The following is a 23,139-nucleotide window of genomic DNA, read 5'->3' as shown; positions in this document are numbered from 1 at the left end:
CATATTTTGATGGTTAAAGACAAAAAGCTGCCAGAGAATCCTAGCAGCTTTTGCTCTTCGTTTCAATTATTTATTAATCCAATTAAGAATTCGTCAATTAGGCTGATTAATTCTTGCTTTTCTTGTTCTGTCACCTGTGTATTCGGCAATTGACTAATCTTCTTTTTTACATCCTGAAGTTTATTTCTGGCGAGTTTTGTATTTGTGTCAAGATATCCTTCTGCTCTTTCAAGATGATTTTGGAAGGATCGCTTAAGACCATTATTTAAGCTGGATTCTAGAATGGCATTTTTCACATCCTGAATGGTTGTATCTTTAATTGTAAAGGTAACTATTTTAACTTCTTCCAGGTTATGAACTCTATCTTTTGCCCGGTATGATAATGTGTATTCTCCTTCATCCTTCACAGTAAAAGGCTGTTCATATTTTGTCCATTCGCCATCATTAAGTTTATACTCAATATAATCCAGCCCTACACCTGTTTCTAGTGCGGAAAGGGAAACAGTTGCTTCTTTTGAGTATTCACCATTTGCTTTATCAGGTTGTGATAATGTATGTGAAGTGACAGGTGCTGTATAGTCCTCGGAAATTCGTCCTTCTGCCGTATAATTAATCTCTCCCGCAAGACTTTTTACAAAATCAACAGTTGCTTGTAAGTCTTCCGGACCTTGAACCGGATTTTCTCCAAGTTTGCCTAGAAGATATTTATCACTACTATGAGGATACATATAATTATTTACTGTAACCGTATAGGTTTGCTCCTCATCTATTTTCGAACCGTCTGGTAAAAACATATTAATCACTTCACCATAGGTTCCCTTTGTACTATCCCATGTATAACTAAATCCAGCTATACTAACATCAGGACCATAACTACTAAATTGACTGTTAAGAATGGCACGCAGATCAGCACCCGTTACTTCAAGCTTGACCAACGTGTTTCCGAACGGTTGAATATTAAATAATTCATTCCATGTAATATCGCCTGCATTTAAATCGTCGCGGATTCCTCCGCCATTCATTAAAGCAAAATCGCTATCCATTGCAGCAGCCATTCCATCTGCGATTAAGTTTCCTAATGCGTTATCACCAATTAATCCTTTTTGCGTGTAGCCTCCAGCCATTTCTGAACCTGCTGTTCCAACGATCTCATTCAGCTTTGGTCCCACTTCTTCTAGATATTTATCTAAAATTGATTTTACTTCTGCATCTGGGCTGGTTCCTCCTTGTACGACATCCACAATTTCAGCTGATTTTTTTACAATATCCCCTGAAATGCGGTCAATTTCCAAATCAATATCAGAAAATGCCTTTCCATATTCCCATGCTTGAACAATTAACTTATTATCTACAACTGCATTTAATTTCACATGATTGTGAGCAGCAAAAATAACGTCAACAGCATCATTTACTTTAGTTGCAATGTTGGCAATGTCGCCAGTCGCAGTTTCACCTGATTGGTTACCAGGTACGTGGGCGAGAATAACGATTGCTTCAACTCCTTGTGCCTGAAGCTCTGGGACGTACTTGTTAATTGCTTCTGCTTCATCAGTAAAACGGATATGTTCATTACCTTTTGAAATAATCATGTTTGGTGTTTCAATTGTTGCCACACCGATAAAGCCAATCTTTGCACCGCCAACCTCTTTAATCGCATAAGGGTCTAATACTAATTGACTTGAATCTTTATACTCTACATTTGCGGCAACCATAGGAAAATCAATTCCATCGTAGTTCGCTGTCCCATTTGCATGGTCCCCGCCATTGATGAGCCGTAGCATTTCGTTAACACCTTCGTCAAACTCGTGGTTCCCGACTGTCCCTACGTCAAAACCGATCGACTCCATCATTTCTACTGTCGGCTCATCTTGTAATAGGGCAGAAACAGGTGAGCTTCCTCCTACCATATCGCCAGCATGGACAATCAGCGTGTTCGGATTTGTTGCTTCTCGCTGACGCAAGTATGCTGCAAGGTAATCGATGCGTCCATAATTAACGCCGCTGACGGTTCCAGTTACATCTACTTTTCCGTGAAGATCATTGACACCTAATAATTGAACGCTGATGTTGTCATTTTCTTCATTTCCATTAGTTGCAATATAGCCATTGTCTTCCGCTTCTTGTGCACTAGCAAAGAAAATCCGTTTTTCAACAGGAACCTCTTCCCACTCTTCTGGAGTTACATAGATTTTTGTTTCTGAATTCCCTACAAATCTAGTAAATCCTTTCTCTTCATCTCGTGCACGAAAGGCAAAAGGCAATTCCATTAAGGGATCGGCCGGATCCCAAATTCCTAATCCTGCATCCTTTGCTTCCTTAACAGCAGCCTGAAACAGATTGTAATCCGCTTCATCGCCTACAGGCCAGATAAAGTAGGTTGAAGCAAATCCCTTTTTCACCATTTCTAAATTCGTGTTTAATTGATCACTTTTACGAATGACTTGTGCCAATAAACGGCCATAATCATCTGTTGCTTCCTCGCCAACTTTAACAATGACCTCATCACCAGGCTTCAACAGCTCATTTAAATAAGCCTTTGCTCTATTTCCATGATCCAACTGATTTTGATCAGCCTCATTTTGTGGTGTATGGTATGTTTCTGGTGTATCAATGTTTACATAACGAACCTTTGTTGTCCCCAATACAGGTGTTTGTAAATGGATCGTATCGCCATCTACTACACTTGCCACAGTTGAGGTATATTCTCCAGCTGATTGTGGTGCTTCCAGCTGTGGATCCAGTAATTGAATATCCTCCACTTTACGAGGTAATAGTTGATAGGAATCATATTGACTCAATACTCCGGTAAATTCATACCACTTTCCAGTCTTAACTGAAGAGATCGCATTTGTCGCTTCCATAATGCGAATAGTTGTGCTATTAAAGTTTTCATCTATAACCGACACATTGTATCCGCCACCAGCTGGTGAACTAGGAACACTTTGAACAAAGCCTTTTACTTTAACGAGCTGGCCTTCTTTAGCTTCTGCACTACTAGCATTTGTTACATCTAGTAATGTCAATTCTTTCGGTTGCGGCAATTGATTATTTTCTGATATCACTTCAATTCCATTTGCTTTTGGGGTCAATTCAGTTAAACCACGATAAGATGTAATCGTACCAGTCACTTTAATTTGCTGACCTTCCTTTAAATCAGGAAAACGATCAGCAGACATTGCAAATAGATTAATTCCTGCTGATTCATCCTGGATAAATGTTGACAATCTTCCGCCGCCAATCGCAGAGTTGTCAGCGGTTACTGTTCCAACAACCGTTACCTCTTGTCCTGATTTAGAGCGGGCTTCAGAGATCGAAATCTCACCTGGTGTTACAGGATCGGGATCTGTCGGGCCTGTACCATCTAAGAATTCAATTACCGATGGATCTTTGACACCTGGCTTCGAAAAATATGCTTCCAGGTTACCAGTAACTCTAACTTTTTTTCCGATAATGGCAGGATTTGTTTGCAGTCCAAATGACGGTCGAAACGAAGAAGATAATTGGACGGGCATAATTTTTGTTGCATCCTTTTGAGAAGGGGAATCTGCAATTGCAAAATTATTATCATTAGTAAATGGTGCTTCAAAATCATAATTAGCGGTACCGATCGTATGTCCTACGATATATCCTTCTACAGTCGCACTTTCTCCGCTATTTTTTTTTGCAATCGCTTCATCTACTGTGAGTGCAGTTTCTTCCGCTCTTGCTCCTGTTGTAAAATTTGATAGAATACCTGGAAAAACCAATGAAAAAATCATGACAAATAAAACGACTCTACTAACAAGTTTTTGCCCCATACTTCTCCTCCTTACTATTTTGTCACACTATTTAAAACTTACAATAATAGTATTTAGATATTGTAAATATAATGTAAAAATTTCATAGATTGGCAGTCAGACAGCAAAAAACGAGTCGAATTTACTAGAAATTCGAATTTAACGCCTTCGCACTTCAACAATAATAGACATAGATTCCTTATTCATTATTAGCTATTAAAGCCTATATTTATTTTTCTAAAGAATCTTAGAAATTATTGATAATCTACTAAAACTTATTCTTTAAATAGTTTGCTTATAAACATGACCAAAAGGAGGATAATCATCTTGATCATCCTCCTTTTCTTGTTAAGCTTTTATTAAACAGCAACCGTTGATTGATTTTTCTTAACCTGTCTTTGTTTACGAAAATCGATCAATGTCATTAAAATAACAAGAATAAAGCAAATGCTTGAAAGCTGGAAAACAGTTCCTAAACCGACAAATGCTGATACCGCTCCTAAAATTATGGCACTTAATCCGAGCCCTAAATCAATCGATGAATAAAACATCCCATTGGCAATCCCGCGCTGCTCAGGCTTTGTTTTTGATAATACCCATGCTTGAAGAGCGGGCATCATTGAGCCATAGCCTATTCCAAATAAACACCCGGCAAGAATGAGCATTCCAACAGAATATGTATAGGATAAAACCCATAGACCCGCGATTGTTAATAAGGCACAAACCACAATCAATGACCATGGTCCTCTTGAATCAAACCATTTTCCTGAAATTGGACGAACAATGGTTGCCATTACAGCATTACAGAAATAATAGAGAAAAATTTGATCAATTTCCCGTTCTTCCCCAAAAATGACGATGAATGTAACAATCGCTCCATAGCCAAAGGTTGAAAGAATCGTTACAACTGCAGGATACCAGCTATCCTTATCGATTAAAGATTTAAAGAAAGAAAATTCCTTTGGATTAAAGTGCTTTTCCTGGACAGCTTTTGGAGTATGATACTTACCCAACGCTAAAGTGACGATGGCAATCAGTCCCAATATGACTGAACCAATAATCAAGGTTCCAAAACCAAAGTTTTGATATAAAAAGATTCCTAGACTTGGTGCAACGATCATTCCAATGGTAACTGATAAGCCAAAGTAGCCCATCCCCTCACCAATCCGCTTTTGCGGTACCAGTTCAACAGCCACTGTTCCATTAACTGTTGTTGAGACTCCCCATGCAAACCCGTGAATAAATCGGACGGCAAGGAAAAGCAAGATGACCGAAGTATACGTATAACTGATGGTTAGAAGCAATAAAATAACAGCCCCGACAACAACAAGCCATTTTCGGCTAGAGGATTCCAGCATAAAACCAATAAATGGCCGGACGATAATGGCAGCAATGGCGAATAGCGATGTGACCAGTCCAATTTGCACATCAGATGCACCAAGCGCTTTTGCTTGCGGCGGCATGGTAGGCATTAACATCATAAAACTCATAAATAAAAAGAGATTCCCGATGATGAGTAAAAGAAATGATTTTGTCCATAGAGCAGGAGCTTCCTTATTTTCCATGTTTATTCCTCCCTTCTCCCGTTGTTTCACAATTATACAATAAGCAGTAACCTCTCAGGGACCTTTTTATATGTATTCCACAAAAAAGCTTTTATACCTGCTTAATAGTTGACTTAGTTAACAGTTATAAATGATCTCTTTCATGATGCTTCATTCACAATAATAAGTGTATTGTGTTAAGATAACGATTAGGTTCATTTTTAAAATAAATAAGGAGTGCAACAGGATTATGAAACAAATGAAGTCTCCTAAGCATTTACTGTTTTCACATATCGAGGCGTCTTCAGGCTCCATTATCATGGCAATCGGTATCTTTTTGGTCGGGGCCATTCAGCAATTTTCCGTTCTTAACAAAACTTTGGGCAATTATTGTACTTATTTGATCATTTTAATATGGTTTCTTTTACTGGTTACTTTTTTTCGCTCTATACTCAAACCTGATTATCGACATTCTCTCATGGAAAACCCTATAACGTTTTTTGGTGCTGGAACATGGATTGCCTCAACATCTGTTATCGGCAATTTGGCCATTCACCGTTTTCCAGGCAGTCTGCATAGTGTCGAAATGATATTTTTACTTAATCTTATTATGTGGAGCGTCTTCATAGCCATCAGTATACACCAGTTCAGACGGATAATTATTAATGGGTGTATTTCTCATACACATGGTGTTTTATTGCTGTCTACAGTTAGTACACAATCAATGGCTAGTTTAATGAGTAATCTCCATAGTCAAATCATCCCTAATGTCCTTATTGATACATTTATTTTCATTGGTATTGCTTTTTACCTTTTTTGTTTCTTATTATTGTTCAAGCGATTTTTTGATAACTACACAAATATTCATGAATGGAAAAATACAGATTGCATCATCCACGGAGCGGTTTCGATCACAGGGCTGTCAATGACAGTTTCCGGCCATTTTAGCGTGTCTATCCTAACATTTGTCTGGTATACTGCCTTTACTCTATTTTTAATTGTAGAAAGTTTTGAATTAATCCGAGGATTTATGAGAATTAAAACATATGGAGTAGTAAAAGGAATATTTACGTACCATCAATCACAATGGAGCAGAAACTTCACCTTTGGGATGTTCTATTTATTCACGAAGAGGTTTCTAGATAACTATTCTTCCTTCCATTACCCTTTTGTTTTTCAACATCAACTCATCACCCCTCTTGGCTGGGTTGTGCTTATTCTTTTAGTCATCCAGGTATCACTCTTTACCTATTCAAAATTGGAGATCATGCAAAACCAAGATGTCTCCACCACCTCACATATGTAAACGAGCAATCCACTATTTTCGGATTGCTCTTCGACCTTTATTATAGAACACCACAACCGTTCGTAATGGCCAGTATTTTATTGGGGATGATTTTGATAGATCATTGCTGCGGCTTGTGCTTCTTGAAGTTTTTGCTGAGCAATTTGGACATCTTGTTGTGCTTTCGCAACCTGCTGCTGGGCTTGTTTTAACTGATGTATTTCAGTTTGTACCAGTTGCTGCGCTTGTAATAATTGTTGATTTTTCATTTGCAGCTGCTGATGTGCTTTTTGAACGTTCTGCTGTGCTTGCAGTAAATTGTTTTGTTGTTCCATACATGCTAGCCTCCGATAAATGAAAATATTTTCTAATCCATATCGTGCGCATTTGTTAAAAATTTATGCCAGTTATGTGTAGACTGACTTAACACAAGTTTTCCCCATCAATAATATAGTTAATTCGGCTCAACATGAACATGCACATCATAAACCCCATGCTCAACTTTAAGGGCTTCTTCAACCTCGGTAGAAATATCATGTGCATCACGAATCCCAAGGTTGGAGTTGACTAGAATGACAACATCGACGACAGAATTATTCCCATAGTTCCTGGCTTTAATGTCCTTTACTCCCTTTACCCCAAACTGAGATAAAACGGTCTCTTTGTAAGCCTCCATTTTTTCAGTATCATATCCATCTGTTAAATGATGTGAAGCATCTCTAAATATATCCCATGCCGTTTTACAAATAAGCAATCCTACAATAAAAGCAGTTAACGGATCCAACCATGGCAAGGCAAATTGTGAACCGATAATCCCTATAACGGTTCCGATACTAACCCAAGCATCTGACAGATTATCTTTTGCTGCTGCCATTAGGCCTTGGCTATTGATTTTCCTGCCTAAATTTCGATTATATCGATAAACAAAAAACATAACGATGGCACAAAAAATACCGGTCCACGCAGAAATTAAGTCGGGTGCTTCCTGCTTGCTCGCAAATACAGATTGAACCGCGCCGAATAAAACTTGTATACCAACAACAATCATGATAAAAGAAGCAACCATGGAAGCAACTGTTTCAGCCTTCCAATGTCCATATGGATGGTCTTTATCAGCCGGTTTTTGTGATACTCTAAGACCGATTAAGACGGCAACTGAAGCGATGATATCTGTGGCATTGTTTAAACCATCTGCCTTAAGAGCCTCTGAATTTGCTATGTATCCAATAAGTAATTTAAGCGAGGATAAGCAGATATAAGCAATGATGCTAATGATAACTCCTCGTTCTCCTAATTTTAAGTCGTTATATTTTTGTTCCATCCATTTCTAGCCTCCACAATTCAATTCCTTGAACATCATAACAATTAATAATCGTGTGAGTCTAGAGCAACCTTGTTTCTCTATTCTATACTAGTATTGCTCAGGCAAAAGAGTTTCCTCAAGTAAAATCTCTTATAATTGTACAAATTCACTCTCTCCTGTCTGTTAGTCTGATTCATCCCTTCCGTATTTATTAATGCTTTAACTAAAATAAATCTTGGTAGGTGGTTAGATTGATAAGCGAGTATAAATTATGCAAGGTATATTCCGGATCCCATGGTTCACCTTGAAAACCTTGATCCAAATAAAACAATATTTCAATCATTCTAACTGAACGAATAAAAGGAATCAGAAGCTGCAGCTCATTTGCTGAAACAGGACCTCCAGCGTTTTTATACACTTGAACAAAATCTATTGCCCATTCCCGATTCAGAGTATTTTGCTTTTTATCCTTGCAAAATTCCCAGGTCGCTCGTGCTAGTTCATAAACCAGCCAATCTGGTCTGCATTCATCCCAATCTATTACCGCAGAAATTTGATCATTTATACATAATATATTACCTCGGTAATAGTCACCATGTGTTGGAGCAAAGAGTAATTCAGGATTTGTATTGGATAACTGAACAATCCATTGTGAGATTTCTTCCTTTTGTCGTTCTATTTCTTTGCGCATCGTAATCAACTTAGTTATATTCTCATGCTGGGATGGATGATCATTATGTGATGTGAAAAGGAGGTGTGCATGCTTCTCCAACTGACGTTTAAGCTTTTCCCAATTCCACATATGATTATGATTCCAATTGAGGTGTCTAACGGAGGTGTGTCCTGGATTTTGTTTTTCGCTCGGAAATCGTTGGGCTGCCACATGTAATTTTGCCAGCATTTCTGCGGCTGCATTTCTCGTTGCTTTCGTTTTTTCCGGAATTGCTCCCTCCATAAAAGGATATAAGGACATGATTCTGCCTTCATGAAAAAAGAATGTTGTCGTGTCGTGGAGCTTTATTGGGGCGGGAATTTCCTTGATCTGTTTATTCATATAGTTCAGTAACATATGCTCATACATTAGGCCTTCTTTTTTCGTTGAACGGTGGCTTATTCGCAACACGAACATTTCATTTTTTGTTTTCATTTTAAATACATCATTCCAATACCCGCCCTCTAAGCGCTGGAAGTCGAGGATCTCATCAATCCCATAGCTGCTTTTGATTATATTTATTAGCTTTGTAGATAATTCCATAATAGCACCCCACCTTTATTATTGGATCAAACCTCTTTATCCCATACTTCTACTTAAGTTTTCTATTTCCTTCATAAGGAATGAGTAAGCGCCTTGATCAGCCTAGGGCAAATAAGACGCTCATGAATAGAAGGCGTTCTTTGCCTTCAATTCATGAGTGGCTAGACCCAAGAGGTGCTAGGCGCTGGAGCTAGACACAAAAACTAGGTTAAAATTTTATTTATTAAACTTTAAAAAAAGCGCAAGGCGCTAAGCATTCGGCGACAAGCAAAAGGCGAACAGGAATAGAAGGTGTTCTTTACCTTCTATTCCTGTTTGACTAGACCCTAGAGCCGATGGCGCCTGGAGCTAGATTCGAAACGCAAGCTATGTTAAGAAAATATATAAATTCTGATATTATTATAAAAATGAGGACATCTCCAAAGGGTTAATCCTTTTGGAGATGTCCTCCTCTTTATAATTATTAGTTTCTATAAAAGCTGTTCAACAATTGATCTAAGCTCGCTAGCACGTTCTGTTGGATTTTCTGCAAGACTAATTGCTGAAATGACGGAAATACCGTTGCCCCCGCTTTCGATCACTGGTGCTGCATTTTCGGACGTAATCCCGCCAATTCCAACGATTGGCAAATCAATGCCTTTTTTACGAACTTCCTTAATAATTGCTGTTCCCTGTGCTGTTTTTGCATCCTCTTTTGTTTTTGTCGAGTAGATTGGTCCAATTCCTGCATAATCTGCTCCATCTGCGATCGCCTTTTCAACCTCATCTAGATTATGAGCGGATACACCTAAAATTTTATTTCCGATCTTCTGTCTTACTTCCTCCGCTGATGCATCATCTTGTCCAATATGAACCCCGTCAGCGTTAATGGCAAGGGCCAGCTCAATATCATCGTTTACGATAAAAGGGATTGAATAGTTTTTACATATAGCTTGTAATTGTTTAGCAAGTTCAACTTTTTCAGCACCTGTGAAAGCACCTGTTCCTTTTTCTCTAAACTGAAATAATGTTATTCCCCCTTTGATCGCTTGATCAAGTACAACTTGTGGGTCTATTTTACAGTTATTACTGCCCATAATAAAATATAATCGCAATAACTCATTCATTTCTCTTCTTGAAATTCTGTCCAAACCGAATCTCCCCTTTATTGTCGAATCTTTGCTTGCTGCCGTTGTTGGTAAGCCCAGTGATTGGTTGGGCCATGGCCATTACCAATTTCTAAGTCATCCTCAATTGCAGCTTGAATAAAGTTTTTTGCTGTTTGAACGGCTTGTTCAACCGTATTCCCTTTTGCAAGTTCTGCCGTAACGGCTGCAGCAAATGTACAGCCTGTACCATGGGTATTCTTCGTTGCAATTCGCTTACCTTTATAATAAGTAAACTCTTCGCCATTATATAAGATATCGACTAATTCTTCCCCCTCATCATGACCGCCCTTGATCACAACATACTTTGCACCAAATTGATACAAGCGTTTGGCTGCTTCCAACCGGTCATCCATTGTTCGAATCGACATATCGGCCAAAACTTCTGCTTCAGGAATATTTGGAGTGATAACCATCGCTAAAGGTAAAAGATATTGTTTAAGTGCAGCTACTGCCTCATTTTGTAATAAAGGTGCTCCACCTTTAGCAATCATGACTGGATCGACCACAACATGTTCCCATTGAAACTTTTTTACTGCCTCAGCAACAGCCTTGATGATTTCACCGCTAAATAACATCCCTGTTTTTACTGCATTTGTTCCTAAGTCATTCCCAATCGCTTCTATTTGATTAACAACTGCTTCAACAGATAATGGATAGACCCCATGCACGCCAAGTGTATTTTGTGCAGTAACCGCAGTAATGGCTGACATGCCAAATACATTTAATTCTTGAAAGGTTTTTAGATCGGCCTGAATACCGGCACCCCCGCCGCTATCTGATCCGGCAATTGTCAAAGCTTTTTTTATAGCCATTTTCATTCTCTCCTTTATCTTATCTTACAGTTTTTCGATTTTAGCAAACTGATTGACATCTTCTGGTGAAACATTTGCCAATTGATTCAAAAATTCAATTTGAAAGCTTCCAGGTCCGGCTTGAACCGTTTTTTCAGCTGCTAATTCAGCAGCAACTCCATATGTCGTAAGTGCTGCAACCGCTGCCTGGAGCAAGTCTTTTTCCACTGCAGCAAATGCCCCAACGACTGAGCTTAACAAACAACCGGCTCCTGTCACTTTGGTTAGCAAAGGATGACCATTATAGACAACAAAGGTATGTTGGCCATCTGTTATGACATCTTCTTTACCAGTTATAATGACTAAAGTATTTAATTTTTGCGCTGCGATTTGCGCCAAATCAATTGTATTGCCGGAACCTTGTCCAGCATCAACACCTTTAATGGTCCATGCTTCCCCAATAACATTTGCAATTTCTGCAGCATTTCCTCGTAAAATTGATATCTCTAATTCTTTAACGATTCGCCGAGCTGTTTCTGTTCGATAGGCAGTAGCTCCTGCACCGACTGGATCAAAGATAACTGGTACATCATGAAGATTTGCTGACTTCCCAGCAATCACCATCGCTTCAATTTCATCATGTGTCAATGTTCCAATATTTAAAACTAAAGCACCTGCTAGTTTTGCCATTTCGGCAACTTCTTCCTTTGCATAGGCCATAACAGGTGATGCACCTAATGCTAACAAACCATTTGCGGTAAAATTTGTTACAACCACATTCGTAATATTATGAACTAGTGGATTTTGCTGTTTAAGTTTTTCAAATGTATTAATTATTTGCTCAACCTTCATCTTTCTTTTCCTTTCTGCTATTCGGTCATTTTTCTGCAAAATAAAAAGAACACAATGCCGCGCAAAGTGCTCTTAGATACCTAATGACATTCCCTACGCTGGCATTATCCAACAGGTTTAAACGGTCAGCAACGGAATAGTTGCAATCTCAGCCAGCTTCCACCAGCCCCCGAAAATATAAGTTTATTGGTAGTTTACTGAATCTAGCAAGAAAAAACAAGGGTTGATTTAAATAGTATGACAAATTGGCAGGTTCATTCTTTATTTAGACTGCAGTATTAAGCCCGTAATAAATTGCAGCCATGCATATACTCCAACCTTCACTGTTTCAGAAACATGCGAATCTTTGCTTGGGTCTAAACAAACAAAATCGATATGTTTGACGCAAGGATGTTTGCCGATTTCTAATAAGCTATTAAAAAGTTCACTCGCAGACATTCCTCCTGGTGTTGACGCCGGCACGCCAGGGGCAACAGAAATATCCAGCACATCCATATCAACTGTTACATAAATTCGGTCAGCTTTTCCTGATAACTCGTCTAATGCTCTCTTTATTGTTTTTATTAAACCATGCCCTCGTGCTTGGTTCAGAGTTATCATTTGTATACCATGTTCATTTGCATAATCAATTAACGGCTTTGCATTAAAATAGCCATGCAAGCCGATATTGATAACATGCTCACCTAAGATGTGGTGACCATCAATTAGTTGACGGATCGGTGTTCCATTTGCTGGTCCTAATTCATTTGGGTCCCTAACATCAAGATGGGTATCAAGCTGGAGCACTCCAATCGTGTCTTCGGGAAATGCCTCTTTAATGCCGCGAACAGCGCAGGCTGTTGTTGAATGATCACCGCCAATCATGCATGTTCGTGTGTTTGGATAGTGTTCGGCAAGAAATGCAGTTGACCTTTGGATGCGCTGATGTGATAAAAGAATATCTGTTGTATGCATCATTACATCTCCCGCATCAGCAACACGAAAGGAATTCAGATCAACATTTTCATCTAAATTATAGGTTGCAAAACTTTTCCACATCATGCGAAATTCTGTTGGATATAAAGAAGCTCCTGATACACTAATTGAAGACCGGGAAATCGGTGCACCGTACAAGATCAAATCAAAAGGTTGGTTATGTTCGCTAAGAGGTCTAACCCAATGATGAACATATGTCGGCATTTCATTCCCCGATACATTCCACACCCATTCAGGCTGCTTTAAAAAATGTTCACTCAAGCTGCTACACCACCTTTACACCTTTTTTCCACACTGAATTGACATGGTTGACACCAAATAAATATTGCAATTCCTGATAATTTTTCACATTCCATAATACGAGATCTGCCTGTTTACCAACCTCAAGTGAACCGACTTTATCCTGGCGGTTAATCGCACATGCCGCATTAAAAGTAGCTGCTGTTAATGCCTCGGCAGGTGTGAGACGCATCGAGATACAAGCTAAATTCATTACTAGAGGCATAGATGTTGTTGGCGATGATCCCGGGTTACAATCTGTTGAAATGGCCACAGCCACACCCGCATCAATCATTTTTCTTCCCGCCGCTGCTGCTTCTCGTAAATAAAGGGCGGTTGCCGGGAGCAAGCAAGCAATTGTTCCTGATTGAGCCATTGCTTGAATGCCTGCCTCTGAGGCTTTCAATAAATGTTCAGCAGATATGGCTCCTATTTTCGCTGCTAATTCGGCTCCACCATAAGACTCGATTTCATCGGCATGGATTTTCGGGATAAATCCAAATCGTTTCCCTGCTTCCAGCACTCGTTCTGATTGTTCAGGGGTAAACACACCCTTTTCACAAAAAACATCTTGAAATTCTGCCAATTTTTCCTCTGCAATCACAGGCAGCATGTCATGTATCAAATGATCAACGTACTCATTTTCACGGCCTTTAAATTCTGGAGGAACAGCATGGGCCCCCATAAATGTAGGCACGATTTCGATCACATGCTGTTCTTGCAGCTTTTTCATGACTCGAAGCTGCATAAGCTCTGTTTCTAAGTTCATTCCATAGCCGCTTTTTCCTTCAATCGTCGTCACACCATGTGCGAGAAAGGAATCAAGCCGACCAATTGTTTGTTCTATTAACTGTTCTTCAGTAGCTTCCCTTGTCATGCGGGTGGTTGCATGAATTCCCCCACCCGCGTTCATAATCTCCATATAAGCAGCACCTTCAAGCCGCTTTTCAAATTCACGTTCCCGGCTTCCCCCGTAGACAACATGTGTATGAGGATCCACAAGTCCAGGAGTAACCAAATGGCCTGTAGCATCGACAACTTCTGCTTCATCAAGTTTGTCAGAAAACAATTCCTTTAATTTTTTGGTTGTTCCAACAGCTTGTATCAATCCATCTTCAATCCATAAGCTACCATCCTCAATTAAACCGAGCTCAGACATAGCTTCTTTTGAACGCGGTCCTTTTACATTAGAAGCTAATGTCGCCAGTTGAGCAGCGTGTTTAATCCAAATTGGCCTACTCATTCTTGAACATCCCCTTTATCAAGCATTGGCATCTTAATCCCTTTTTCACGTGCTGTTTTTTTAGCCAGCTCATATCCGGCATCAGCATGACGGACTACTCCCATACCTGGATCCGTTGTCAGTACTCGTTCAATACGAGCTTCCGCTTCTTTCGTGCCATCTGCCACAATGACAACACCAGCGTGGAGAGAGTAGCCCATTCCAACACCGCCACCATGATGCACAGAAACCCATGTAGCACCGCCAACAGCATTTACCATGGCATTTAAAATCGGCCAGTCCGCCACAGCATCTGATCCATCCTTCATTGCCTCTGTTTCACGATTAGGTGATGCAACAGAGCCTGAATCCAAGTGATCGCGTCCAATCACAATCGGCGCTTTTAATTCACCGCTTGCAACCATGTCATTCAATATCTTACCAAAGCGGGCACGTTCACCATATCCTAGCCAGCATATGCGGGAAGGCAATCCTTGAAATTGAATCTTATGTTGGGCCATTCGAATCCAGTTGCATAAATGCTCGTTATCACTGAATTCACGTAAAATCGCTTGATCCGTTTTATAAATATCTTCTGGATCTCCTGATAAAGCTACCCAGCGAAATGGTCCTTTTCCTTCGCAAAATTGCGGGCGAATATAAGCTGGAACGAAACCAGGGAAGGCAAATGCATTTTCGACCCCTTCATCTTTTGCAACCTGACGAATATTATTTCCATAATCAAATGTGATGGCTCCCTTTTCCATCATGATAAGCATTGCTTCAACATGTTTTGCCATCGATGCTTTTGAGCGTTTTATATACTCATTAGGATCATTGTTTCGCAAGTATTCTGCATCTTCAAGCGACATACCTGATGGTATATAGCCATTAAGTGGATCATGTGCAGATGTTTGGTCTGTTAAAGCATCTGGAATAAAGTTTCGTGCAATCATTTCTGGAAGAAGATCTGAAGCATTCCCTAATAAACCTATTGATAATGCTTTCCCTAGCTGTTTCGCTTCAGTAGCCAATTGAATAGCTTCATCCAACGTGTGCGCTTTAACATCTGTGTAGCGTGTTTGAATTCGACGATCAATTTTCGTCTCGTCCACTTCAATGGCGATGCAAACACCGCCATTCATCGTGACAGCAAGGGGCTGCGCACCTCCCATTCCACCAAGGCCGGCCGTTACAGTGATCGTGCCTTTTAGTGTACCGTTGAAATGCTGTTTCGCCAGTTCAGCAAACGTTTCATACGTCCCTTGGACAATTCCTTGAGAACCAATATAAATCCAGCTTCCTGCCGTCATTTGGCCGTACATCATCAGGCTCTTTTTATCAAGTTCATGGAAGGTTTCCCAATTAGCAAAGGCCGGAACCAGATTGGAATTTGCAATAAGAACACGCGGGGCATCCTTGTGAGTCTTAAAAACTACTACTGGTTTCCCTGATTGAACAAGCAATGTTTCATCATTTTCTAGTTCCTTTACTGATTTAACAATGGCATCAAACGCATCCCAATTTCGTGCCGCTTTTCCAATTCCCCCATATACAACAAGCTCCTCTGGTTTTTCAGCAACATCAGGATCTAAATTATTCATCAGCATACGCAGCACAGCCTCTTGCTGCCAGCCTTTTGTATTTAATTCTGTACCTCTTAAACGGATAATCTTGTTATTTGTTATCGCTCTCATTTATTTCTCCTCCTCTTTGTTGTTACTTTCATTTTATAATGAGTAATCTCAAAAGTAATTTATAATTTATTGATTATTTTATAAATAATTTTAATATATTTTATTAACTCATATTTTTTATAAATAGTTTCATAAAGATTTTCAACATGAATAAAAAATGATAGTAAAAGCGACCTTGTCAGTCGCTTATTTTTATTTGGATAAATTAGGTTATTTTTTTAAGGACCGCACGTACCGGGCTTCCATCCCCTTCAACAAGCGGCAGTGGTAGAGCCGCCATTTCATAATCACCTGGTAGCACATTTGCTAAAACAAGCCCCTCCAATATATGAATGCCATGGGCAGCAAGTTGATGATGGGCTGATAACTCTTTACTATCTAAAGGGTCAGCTGATGGCAAATCAAGACCAAGAAGTCGAATACCGACTTCGGAAAGGTACTTAGATAACTCCGGCTGGATATAAGGAATCGTTTGCGGAAATTTCTGCCGATCCTTCCAGGCATCGGTACGAATTAACAGACGAACGACACCATTAAGATCTAAACTAGATAATTCTTTTACTCCGATACAACTTATATTAGGGAGGTGAATGACCTTCGCTTTTCCAATATAGATATTTACATCCAAGTCAATCACTTTTTTCCCCTCATTATCAAAATGAAAAGGAGCATCAATATGCGTGCCGGTGTGTGTACTCATATTGATTTGGCCAACATTCACTGATCCACTTTCTTCAATATTCGTAATCAATTTATTAGAGAAAGGTGTGTCACCTGGCCAAACTGGCACCTTTTCATCCAAAGGTTGTGAAATATCAATCCATTTATTCATATCTTTTCCTCCATCTCATCTTACAGTTTCGTTCTTACACTCCATAGTTCTGGGAAGAACTGTTGATCCAGCACTCTTTTTAAATACGTTACGCCAGATGAACCGCCAGTACCTTTTTTATGGCCAATGATTCTTTCTACCGTACTCATATGATGAAAGCGCCAGGTTTGCTGTTGATAGCCAATATCCACCAGTTTTTCAGCAAGCTCATATAAATCCCAATAATGATCAACATTGCGATAAACGGTCAACCAAGCCGCTTCCACGCTGTCATTCGGTTCATAACTTAGTGAGAAATTCCTTTCGATTACATTTTTATCGACAGGTAATCCATTCGCAGCAAGTGCTTGAATGGCGATGTCATAAATACTTGGCTTCTGTAGAGCCTGCTGCATGTTCTCAAATAGGTCTGTCTGATGTTGATAGACTGATAATGTATGAACATTCTTATTACCAAGCGCAAATTCAATCAATCGATTTTGATAAGATTGAAATCCAGAAGAGCTCCCCAATTGATCTCTAAATTCCATATATTCTGCAGGAGTCAGAGTGGAAAGAACGCTCCATGATTGAATCAACTGCTGCTGAATTCTCGAAACACGTGACAGCATTTTAAATGACGGTTCCAACTCATTTTTGCTGATGCACTGAATAGCAGCTGATAACTCATGCAAAATAAGCTTCATCCAAAGCTCACTCGTCTGATGGATTATTATAAACAGCATTTCATCATGATGATCAGAGCATCTATGTTGGCTTGATAAGATGTGATCAAGCTTCAGATAATCTCCGTAAGACATCGCATGCTGGAAATCCGTTCGAATCCCTTTTTCCAACTCTTTTCCACTGTTTGGCTCATTATTTTGGTCGTTCATTTTAAATTCCCCCTCTGTCATACCTATGCTCTGATCACCTTCCAAATCTTAAATACTACCATTCTTTCGTTATTTTTTCCTGTGTCTTCGTAAGAACATCCCTTTATGAAATTATTTCACGCTTTTTCGCATATTTTTTATATTGGTTTTCTGACATGATCTTCTTAAGAATTTGCACCACTTTCCAAACATCCTCGTATGAACTATAAAGAGCAACAGGCGCTAGCCGTATAATATTTGGGGATCTGAAATCCGGTATGACACCGTTATCTTTCAAAGCTTTGCAAATGCGGGCAGCTTCAGGATGTTCAAGACTCACATGACCGCCGCGACGCTCATCTTCTCTAGGATTTCCAATGAAAAAGCCCCCGTCTGCTAATTCGTATTCAATTAAATCCATTAAATATTGATTGATGCTCAGCGACTTTTCGCGAATCGTTTCAATCCCTGCCTCAGCAAAAAGCTCTAAGCAACCAATTAATGGGGCAAGACTTAATATATGTGGTGTTCCAATCTGATACGCTCCTGCCGATTCAGCTGGAGTGAAAAGATGTTCCATATCAAATTGCTTATCTTTTCTCGACCCGAACCATCCTGCGAGTCCAGGACTTGTTCCAAAGTGTTTTTTATTAACATATAAACCGCCAACAGCACCTGGTCCGCCATTTACATGTTTATAATGACACCAGTAAGCAAAATCAACTCCCCATTCACTAAACGAATGCGGAATGGCACCGACTGAATGACATGCGTCAAATCCAATGATAATATCTCTTTTATGCGCCTCTGCTGTTAACCGTTTCATATCAACGATTTGACTGCTCCGATAAAGCACGGTAGGCATAATCATGACCGCAATTTCCTCTGTCATCGCATCGATTATTTCATTTTCTTCTAAAAAACGGCCATCTCGGCTCTTTACACGAATAAGATGAGTTTCAGTATCATATCCACGAATGCGAAGCTGACTTTGAAGCGCATATAGGTCAGAAGGAAACGTTAGTACATCGGCTAAAATTTTTGTACGCTTTCCTTTAGGCTTATAGAAAGTCGCGATTAATTGATGAAGGTTTACAGTTGTGGAGCCAGTAACAATCACTTCTTCAGGGGAAGCGCCTACTAATGGTGCACACATTTCGCCTAATTTCTCTGATAAGTAAAACCAGGGGTGTTTTCCTTGTAACCAACCATCGATTCCGAGCTCCTTCCAATCATCTATACATTCAAGCAGTGTACGTTCAGCTCTTTTTGAAAGAAGGCCCAATGAATTCCCATCCATATAAATGATGTCAGGCTTTAAATAAAACTCCTTACGATAGCGTTGAAGGCTATCTTGTTTATCTAAGTGTTTTGCAAAATCTACTAAAGGTTGAAAGTTATTTGAAGGCATGATAATCCCCCTTTTTTATTTTTTGGTGAATTCATGAAAAGCTTACTAAGGAATATGTGATGATGTATTAAGGATATAACCTATTCATTGCTGTTACGAATGACATAATTTGGGGTATAAAATGATCAAAAAGGAGATAGCTATTATGATATTTATGGAGAAACATATTGTTTTATAATCATTGAAAAACCAGGTAGGCAGTTCATTACACTTACATACCTGGCTTGTATTTTTTAAAGCACCATTGCGGCAATAATGCCAAAGATGAAGAGAGGAATATTAAAATGCAAAAAAGTTGGTACACATGTATCCCAAATATGATGATGTTTTCCATCTGCGTTTAACCCTGACGTTGGGCCAAGTGTGCTATCTGAAGCTGGTGAGCCAGCATCCCCAAGTGCACCAGCAGTTCCAATTAATGCGGCAGTCGCCATTGGAGAAAATCCGACTGTTGCACAAATCGGAACGAACAGGGCAGCAATAATTGGGATTGTCCCAAATGAAGAGCCAGTACCCATAGTAATAAGTAAGCCAATTAGAAGCATCACGACGGCAATAATAAATTTATTATCACCCAAAACTCCGGTTGAGTATTTCACAAGCTCATCAATCGCACCAGTTTCCTTTAAAATTGTCGCATATCCTGAAGCAATTAACATGACAAATGCTATCATTCCCATCATTTTAATCCCTTCATTAACAACCATTTCTCCTTTTTTAAATGGGACAACCGTTAACAGAAACATGAGAATAATCCCAGTTATGCCTCCCAAAACAAGGGAGCTGGAAACTAACTGGACGATCAAAGCACATATAATAGAGACAATTGTAAAGAAATGACGTTTCGTAAATGTTAGTCCGTTCTCTATTGATGCTGCTGCCTCATTGATAACCCCTTGATTCCTTTCAGGGATTTCACGAGCCTTGCCATAAGAGATAAAAATCGCAATCAATAGTCCTACAATCATGCCAAGACCTGGTATTAACATCGCGCTTGCAACAGATGAAAGGGGGATGTCCATACCGCTTGCTTTCATTTCATCGGCAATAATTCCATGAAATATTAACCCAAAACCGGCAGGAATCATGATATAAGGCGCCTCCACTCCAAACGTTAATGCCGTGGCGACACCTCTGCGATCGATCTTCATCGCATCGAATAGATGGAGCAAAGGAGGTATTAAGATTGGAATAAACGCAATGTGGATCGGAACAATATTTTGGGATAAGCAAGAAACTCCGGCAATTGTCAACAACAAGATGGTTCGCTTCCCTTTTAAAACGCTTACAAGACTTTTTACAAGAAATCCTGTAATACCCGAATAACCAATCATAACAGCAAATATACCAAGCATAACATAACTTAATGCTGTATTCGCCTGTCCTCCCATGCCAGAGATCAGCATATTCGTCGCTTCCACTAATGACAGGCCTTCCATCAAACCAGCTACACCGGCTGCAATTAAAATCGCAAACATGACATTTACACCAAGAAGACTCAATGCAGACATTACTATGACTGAAACTACTACTGCATTTAACATCTGATCATCCTTTCTACCCTTTCGAATGCCTTACATTTTTAGTTCAATCTATATAGAAAGGGAACAGGCCTTCATCTCAACTAATTAACTACAAATGGTGCTGTTCCCTTAAAATTGAATACTTAATTTTGTGTATGAGTCTTCTTTTCTCCTAAATAATCAAAGTGGAAAACTCCCTCTTTCAACCATTCGTTCATTGCTTCAATATCCTTTGAAAAAACTCGATCTTCACTAATAAATGGAATGATCTTTCTGCCATTTTCTAAAAATGCCTTTGTTGCTGTCGCCATTTTATCGATGCCGCGTATTTCAGCTGCCTGCATCCCGCAAATAGCTTCAATCGCCATTACTCTGCGTGTATTTGTTATGACTTGATAAGCATGCCGTGAACCGATTGTCCCCATGCTGACATGATCCTCTTGGTTGGCTGAGGAAGGAATGGAATCAACACTTGCGGGATGTGCCAATGTTTTGTTTTCCGAAACGAGTGAGGCTGCAACGTACTGCATAATCATGGCTCCTGATTGCAGACCAGGCTCTGGGCTTAAAAATGGCGGCAAATCATTTAACTGCGGATTTACTAAGCGTTCAATTCTTCGTTCTGAAATATTGGCCAGCTCTGCCATTGCAATGGCTAAAAAGTCCATAGCAAGGGCAATTGGCTGCCCGTGGAAATTTCCCCCTGATAAAACCTTTTCACCATTTTCAAAGATTAATGGATTATCTGTTGCCGCATTCATTTCGATCTCCAATTTTTCTTTCACATAATTTAACGTTTGCCATGTTGCTCCATGTACTTGCGGGATACAGCGGATTGAATAGCCATCTTGGACGCGTAATTCTCCCTGTTTTGTCGTTAGTTGACTATCACTAAGCAGTCCGCGAATTCGTTCTGCAACTTCTACTTGCTCTTTATAGCCCCTTGCTAGATGGATATCCTCATCAAAGGCATCAATAATTCCACGAAGTCCTTCAATTGTCAATGAGGCAATTAATTCTGTTTGGTAAGCTAGTTTTTCAGCTTCCATATAGGCTATTGCCCCCATTGCTGTCATTGCCTGTGTTCCATTGATAAGGGCTAATCCCTCTTTTGCTGTTAATGTGATGGGGAAAATTGACTCTTTCGTTAAAGCTTCAATCGCAGGTACTCGCTTTCCTTTATAGAAAACCTCACCTTCGCCAATTAAAACGAGGGCAAGATGGGAAAGCGGCGCTAAATCACCGCTTGCTCCAAGTGAACCTTGCTGAGGAATGACAGGATGGATCCCTGTATTTAATAAGTCTAACAACCGTTCAATCACAACAGGCCGGACACCGGAAAATCCTTTCAGCAAGGCGTTGGCACGAAGCAGGATCATTGCTCGTGAAACGACCTCTGGAAACGGTTCGCCAATTCCGCAAGCATGGGAACGAATGAGATTTAGCTGCAACGACTCCACATCATCCTTGCCAATAAGAACATCACTAAATTTTCCAAAACCTGTTGTAATCCCATAGACGATTCTTCCTTCTGCGACAATTTTATCCACCGCTTTTCGGCTTTCTTGCACTTTTCTCATGCTTTCTTCCGAATACACAACCTTTTCACCATCAAAAAGAACTTTCTTTAGTTCAGAAAATGTAAGTGTTTGACCCGTTAATGTAACCATCATTCTTTCTCCCTTCAAAATCCTTTAGTTAAGTAAAGAGGCAATAGAAAAGGGGGCTATATCAATGAAATCAAATATGATTTCAAGATATAGCCCCCTATTTACTAAAATACTATGGGCAAATTATATATGATTAATGCCTAAACCAATGGTTTCATGCTCAGATCCCTTAACAGGCGCACCAATTGTACCATATAAGGAAACAGCAATCCAATCTCCCTCTTGCTCATTATCATACGGGTTCCCCCGCAAAATGGCAAAAGATAAGCCAACCGTTCTAAGTACTGACCCTATTTGAACTTGGCCTCTAGTTACACCATGAAGCGCCTCAATTATTGCATGGTATAATGCATGTGATTCACGATAAACATCAGACTGGATAATCTCATTTTTCTTTGCTGCTGTTTCAATTGCAGCAACTACTTTATGTGCATCCATCGACCCGACTTTCCCTATACAACCCTTCCAATTCGACTGCTCGAGTTTTGCCAGCTGTTCAGTTGAATCGTCAGATAGTAAAAGAAGAATGGCGTGCCGACCGATACGACGATCTTTACTCAGTGCCATATAAACAACTCTTTCTCACTTACTATTTATCTAAAATACTCTAATAGCTAATAACTAGTTTCATTGTAAGCGCTTGAAAATTGAGTGTCAACCATATTTTTCATAAAGCGAGACTTCCATTAGTGGGATGTTCTTTATCCCACTGATGGTTAGCG

18 protein-coding genes and 1 riboswitch are annotated in these 23,139 nt (G+C 39.6%); of the genes, 1 reads left to right on the top strand and 17 read right to left on the bottom strand.

Annotated elements, in window-relative coordinates; all coding sequences use genetic code 11:
- Window positions 1–62: 62 nt before the first annotated feature.
- Window positions 63–3,797, bottom strand: a complete 3,735-nt coding sequence (locus ACSVDH_RS09075; RefSeq protein ID WP_439249168.1) for a DUF6359 domain-containing protein — start codon at window positions 3,795–3,797, stop codon at window positions 63–65.
- A gap of 338 nt (window positions 3,798–4,135) precedes the next feature.
- Entirely contained in the window at window positions 4,136–5,341 is a 1,206-nt protein-coding gene (locus ACSVDH_RS09070; protein WP_439249167.1) for an MFS transporter, read from the bottom strand.
- 229 nt (window positions 5,342–5,570) lie between these two features.
- Here ACSVDH_RS09070 and ACSVDH_RS09065 point away from each other — a divergent pair, with 229 nt between their 5' ends.
- Window positions 5,571–6,626: an SLAC1 family transporter gene (locus ACSVDH_RS09065; RefSeq protein ID WP_439249166.1), complete on the top strand. Its 1,056-nt coding sequence runs from the start codon at window positions 5,571–5,573 to the stop codon at window positions 6,624–6,626.
- Window positions 6,627–6,703: 77 nt separating this feature from the next.
- Here the strand turns inward: ACSVDH_RS09065 and ACSVDH_RS09060 are convergent, their stop codons facing one another.
- The 15 genes from ACSVDH_RS09060 to hutP all read right to left on the bottom strand — a co-directional run bounded on the left by ACSVDH_RS09060 (window position 6,704) and on the right by hutP (window position 22,984).
- On the bottom strand, window positions 6,704–6,940 hold the full coding sequence (locus tag ACSVDH_RS09060) for a hypothetical protein (RefSeq protein ID WP_439249165.1): 237 nt from the start codon (window positions 6,938–6,940) through the stop codon (window positions 6,704–6,706).
- Window positions 6,941–7,059: 119 nt separating this feature from the next.
- Window positions 7,060–7,926, bottom strand: coding sequence for a cation diffusion facilitator family transporter (locus ACSVDH_RS09055; RefSeq protein WP_299089085.1), 867 nt, complete (start codon window positions 7,924–7,926; stop codon window positions 7,060–7,062).
- 205 nt (window positions 7,927–8,131) lie between these two features.
- Window positions 8,132–9,163: a phosphotransferase gene (locus ACSVDH_RS09050; protein WP_518617861.1), complete on the bottom strand. Its 1,032-nt coding sequence runs from the start codon at window positions 9,161–9,163 to the stop codon at window positions 8,132–8,134.
- 470 nt (window positions 9,164–9,633) lie between these two features.
- Window positions 9,634–10,293 (bottom strand): thiamine phosphate synthase, encoded by a 660-nt coding sequence (gene thiE / locus ACSVDH_RS09045; RefSeq protein WP_439253588.1) that lies wholly within the window; start codon window positions 10,291–10,293, stop codon window positions 9,634–9,636.
- A gap of 14 nt (window positions 10,294–10,307) precedes the next feature.
- A complete protein-coding gene (gene thiD, locus ACSVDH_RS09040) occupies window positions 10,308–11,123 on the bottom strand; it encodes a bifunctional hydroxymethylpyrimidine kinase/phosphomethylpyrimidine kinase (RefSeq protein ID WP_439253586.1) in 816 nt (271 codons plus the stop codon).
- 24 nt (window positions 11,124–11,147) lie between these two features.
- Complete coding sequence (gene thiM, locus ACSVDH_RS09035; protein ID WP_299089074.1) at window positions 11,148–11,954, bottom strand: hydroxyethylthiazole kinase; 807 nt, start codon at window positions 11,952–11,954, stop codon at window positions 11,148–11,150.
- Window positions 11,955–12,027: 73 nt separating this feature from the next.
- Window positions 12,028–12,137: riboswitch (TPP riboswitch) on the bottom strand.
- Between the two features lie 78 nt (window positions 12,138–12,215).
- Window positions 12,216–13,190, bottom strand: coding sequence for an agmatinase family protein (locus ACSVDH_RS09030; RefSeq protein ID WP_439253584.1), 975 nt, complete (start codon window positions 13,188–13,190; stop codon window positions 12,216–12,218).
- A gap of 4 nt (window positions 13,191–13,194) precedes the next feature.
- Window positions 13,195–14,451 (bottom strand): imidazolonepropionase, encoded by a 1,257-nt coding sequence (hutI, locus tag ACSVDH_RS09025; protein WP_439253583.1) that lies wholly within the window; start codon window positions 14,449–14,451, stop codon window positions 13,195–13,197.
- Window positions 14,448–16,127 carry a urocanate hydratase gene (gene hutU, locus ACSVDH_RS09020; protein ID WP_439253582.1) on the bottom strand — a complete coding sequence of 560 codons (1,680 nt, stop codon included), beginning with the start codon at window positions 16,125–16,127 and terminating at the stop codon, window positions 14,448–14,450. The genes hutI and hutU overlap by 4 nt, the downstream gene beginning before the upstream one ends.
- A 205-nt stretch (window positions 16,128–16,332) precedes the next feature.
- Window positions 16,333–16,959, bottom strand: coding sequence for an arylformamidase (kynB, locus tag ACSVDH_RS09015; RefSeq protein ID WP_439253581.1), 627 nt, complete (start codon window positions 16,957–16,959; stop codon window positions 16,333–16,335).
- A gap of 20 nt (window positions 16,960–16,979) precedes the next feature.
- Complete coding sequence (gene kynA / locus ACSVDH_RS09010; RefSeq protein WP_299089064.1) at window positions 16,980–17,834, bottom strand: tryptophan 2,3-dioxygenase; 855 nt, start codon at window positions 17,832–17,834, stop codon at window positions 16,980–16,982.
- A 103-nt stretch (window positions 17,835–17,937) separates the two neighbouring features.
- The gene (gene kynU / locus ACSVDH_RS09005) at window positions 17,938–19,224 is read right to left on the bottom strand and encodes a kynureninase (protein WP_439253579.1); all 1,287 of its coding nucleotides are present in this window, start codon (window positions 19,222–19,224) and stop codon (window positions 17,938–17,940) included.
- A 233-nt stretch (window positions 19,225–19,457) separates the two neighbouring features.
- Complete coding sequence (locus ACSVDH_RS09000; RefSeq protein WP_439253577.1) at window positions 19,458–20,768, bottom strand: Na+/H+ antiporter family protein; 1,311 nt, start codon at window positions 20,766–20,768, stop codon at window positions 19,458–19,460.
- A gap of 122 nt (window positions 20,769–20,890) precedes the next feature.
- Window positions 20,891–22,417 carry a histidine ammonia-lyase gene (hutH, locus tag ACSVDH_RS08995; protein ID WP_439253575.1) on the bottom strand — a complete coding sequence of 509 codons (1,527 nt, stop codon included), beginning with the start codon at window positions 22,415–22,417 and terminating at the stop codon, window positions 20,891–20,893.
- Window positions 22,418–22,540: 123 nt separating this feature from the next.
- Entirely contained in the window at window positions 22,541–22,984 is a 444-nt protein-coding gene (gene hutP, locus ACSVDH_RS08990; protein ID WP_439253574.1) for a histidine utilization transcription antiterminator HutP, read from the bottom strand.
- Window positions 22,985–23,139 lie beyond the last annotated feature (155 nt).

Origin of the sequence: Metabacillus sp. Hm71, from assembly GCF_051842955.2 — a bacterium.
GTDB lineage: Bacteria > Bacillota > Bacilli > Bacillales > Bacillaceae > Metabacillus.
This window is presented reverse-complemented; position numbering and strand designations above follow the sequence as displayed.

Excerpts from the sequence above, each read along its gene's own strand:
- ACSVDH_RS09075 (WP_439249168.1), bottom strand. The coding sequence starts at position 3,797 with ATGGGGCAAAAACTTGTTAGTAGAGTCGTTTTATTTGTCATGATTTTT.
- ACSVDH_RS09070 (WP_439249167.1), bottom strand. The coding sequence starts at position 5,341 with ATGGAAAATAAGGAAGCTCCTGCTCTATGGACAAAATCATTTCTTTTA.
- ACSVDH_RS09065 (WP_439249166.1), top strand. The coding sequence starts at position 5,571 with ATGAAACAAATGAAGTCTCCTAAGCATTTACTGTTTTCACATATCGAG.
- ACSVDH_RS09060 (WP_439249165.1), bottom strand. The coding sequence starts at position 6,940 with ATGGAACAACAAAACAATTTACTGCAAGCACAGCAGAACGTTCAAAAA.
- ACSVDH_RS09055 (WP_299089085.1), bottom strand. The coding sequence starts at position 7,926 with ATGGAACAAAAATATAACGACTTAAAATTAGGAGAACGAGGAGTTATC.
- ACSVDH_RS09050 (WP_518617861.1), bottom strand. The coding sequence starts at position 9,163 with ATGGAATTATCTACAAAGCTAATAAATATAATCAAAAGCAGCTATGGG.
- thiD (WP_439253586.1), bottom strand. The coding sequence starts at position 11,123 with ATGGCTATAAAAAAAGCTTTGACAATTGCCGGATCAGATAGCGGCGGG.
- thiM (WP_299089074.1), bottom strand. The coding sequence starts at position 11,954 with ATGAAGGTTGAGCAAATAATTAATACATTTGAAAAACTTAAACAGCAA.
- hutI (WP_439253583.1), bottom strand. The coding sequence starts at position 14,451 with ATGAGTAGGCCAATTTGGATTAAACACGCTGCTCAACTGGCGACATTA.
- hutU (WP_439253582.1), bottom strand. The coding sequence starts at position 16,127 with ATGAGAGCGATAACAAATAACAAGATTATCCGTTTAAGAGGTACAGAA.
- kynB (WP_439253581.1), bottom strand. The coding sequence starts at position 16,959 with ATGAATAAATGGATTGATATTTCACAACCTTTGGATGAAAAGGTGCCA.
- kynA (WP_299089064.1), bottom strand. The coding sequence starts at position 17,834 with ATGAACGACCAAAATAATGAGCCAAACAGTGGAAAAGAGTTGGAAAAA.
- kynU (WP_439253579.1), bottom strand. The coding sequence starts at position 19,224 with ATGCCTTCAAATAACTTTCAACCTTTAGTAGATTTTGCAAAACACTTA.
- ACSVDH_RS09000 (WP_439253577.1), bottom strand. The coding sequence starts at position 20,768 with ATGTTAAATGCAGTAGTAGTTTCAGTCATAGTAATGTCTGCATTGAGT.
- hutH (WP_439253575.1), bottom strand. The coding sequence starts at position 22,417 with ATGGTTACATTAACGGGTCAAACACTTACATTTTCTGAACTAAAGAAA.
- hutP (WP_439253574.1), bottom strand. The coding sequence starts at position 22,984 with ATGGCACTGAGTAAAGATCGTCGTATCGGTCGGCACGCCATTCTTCTT.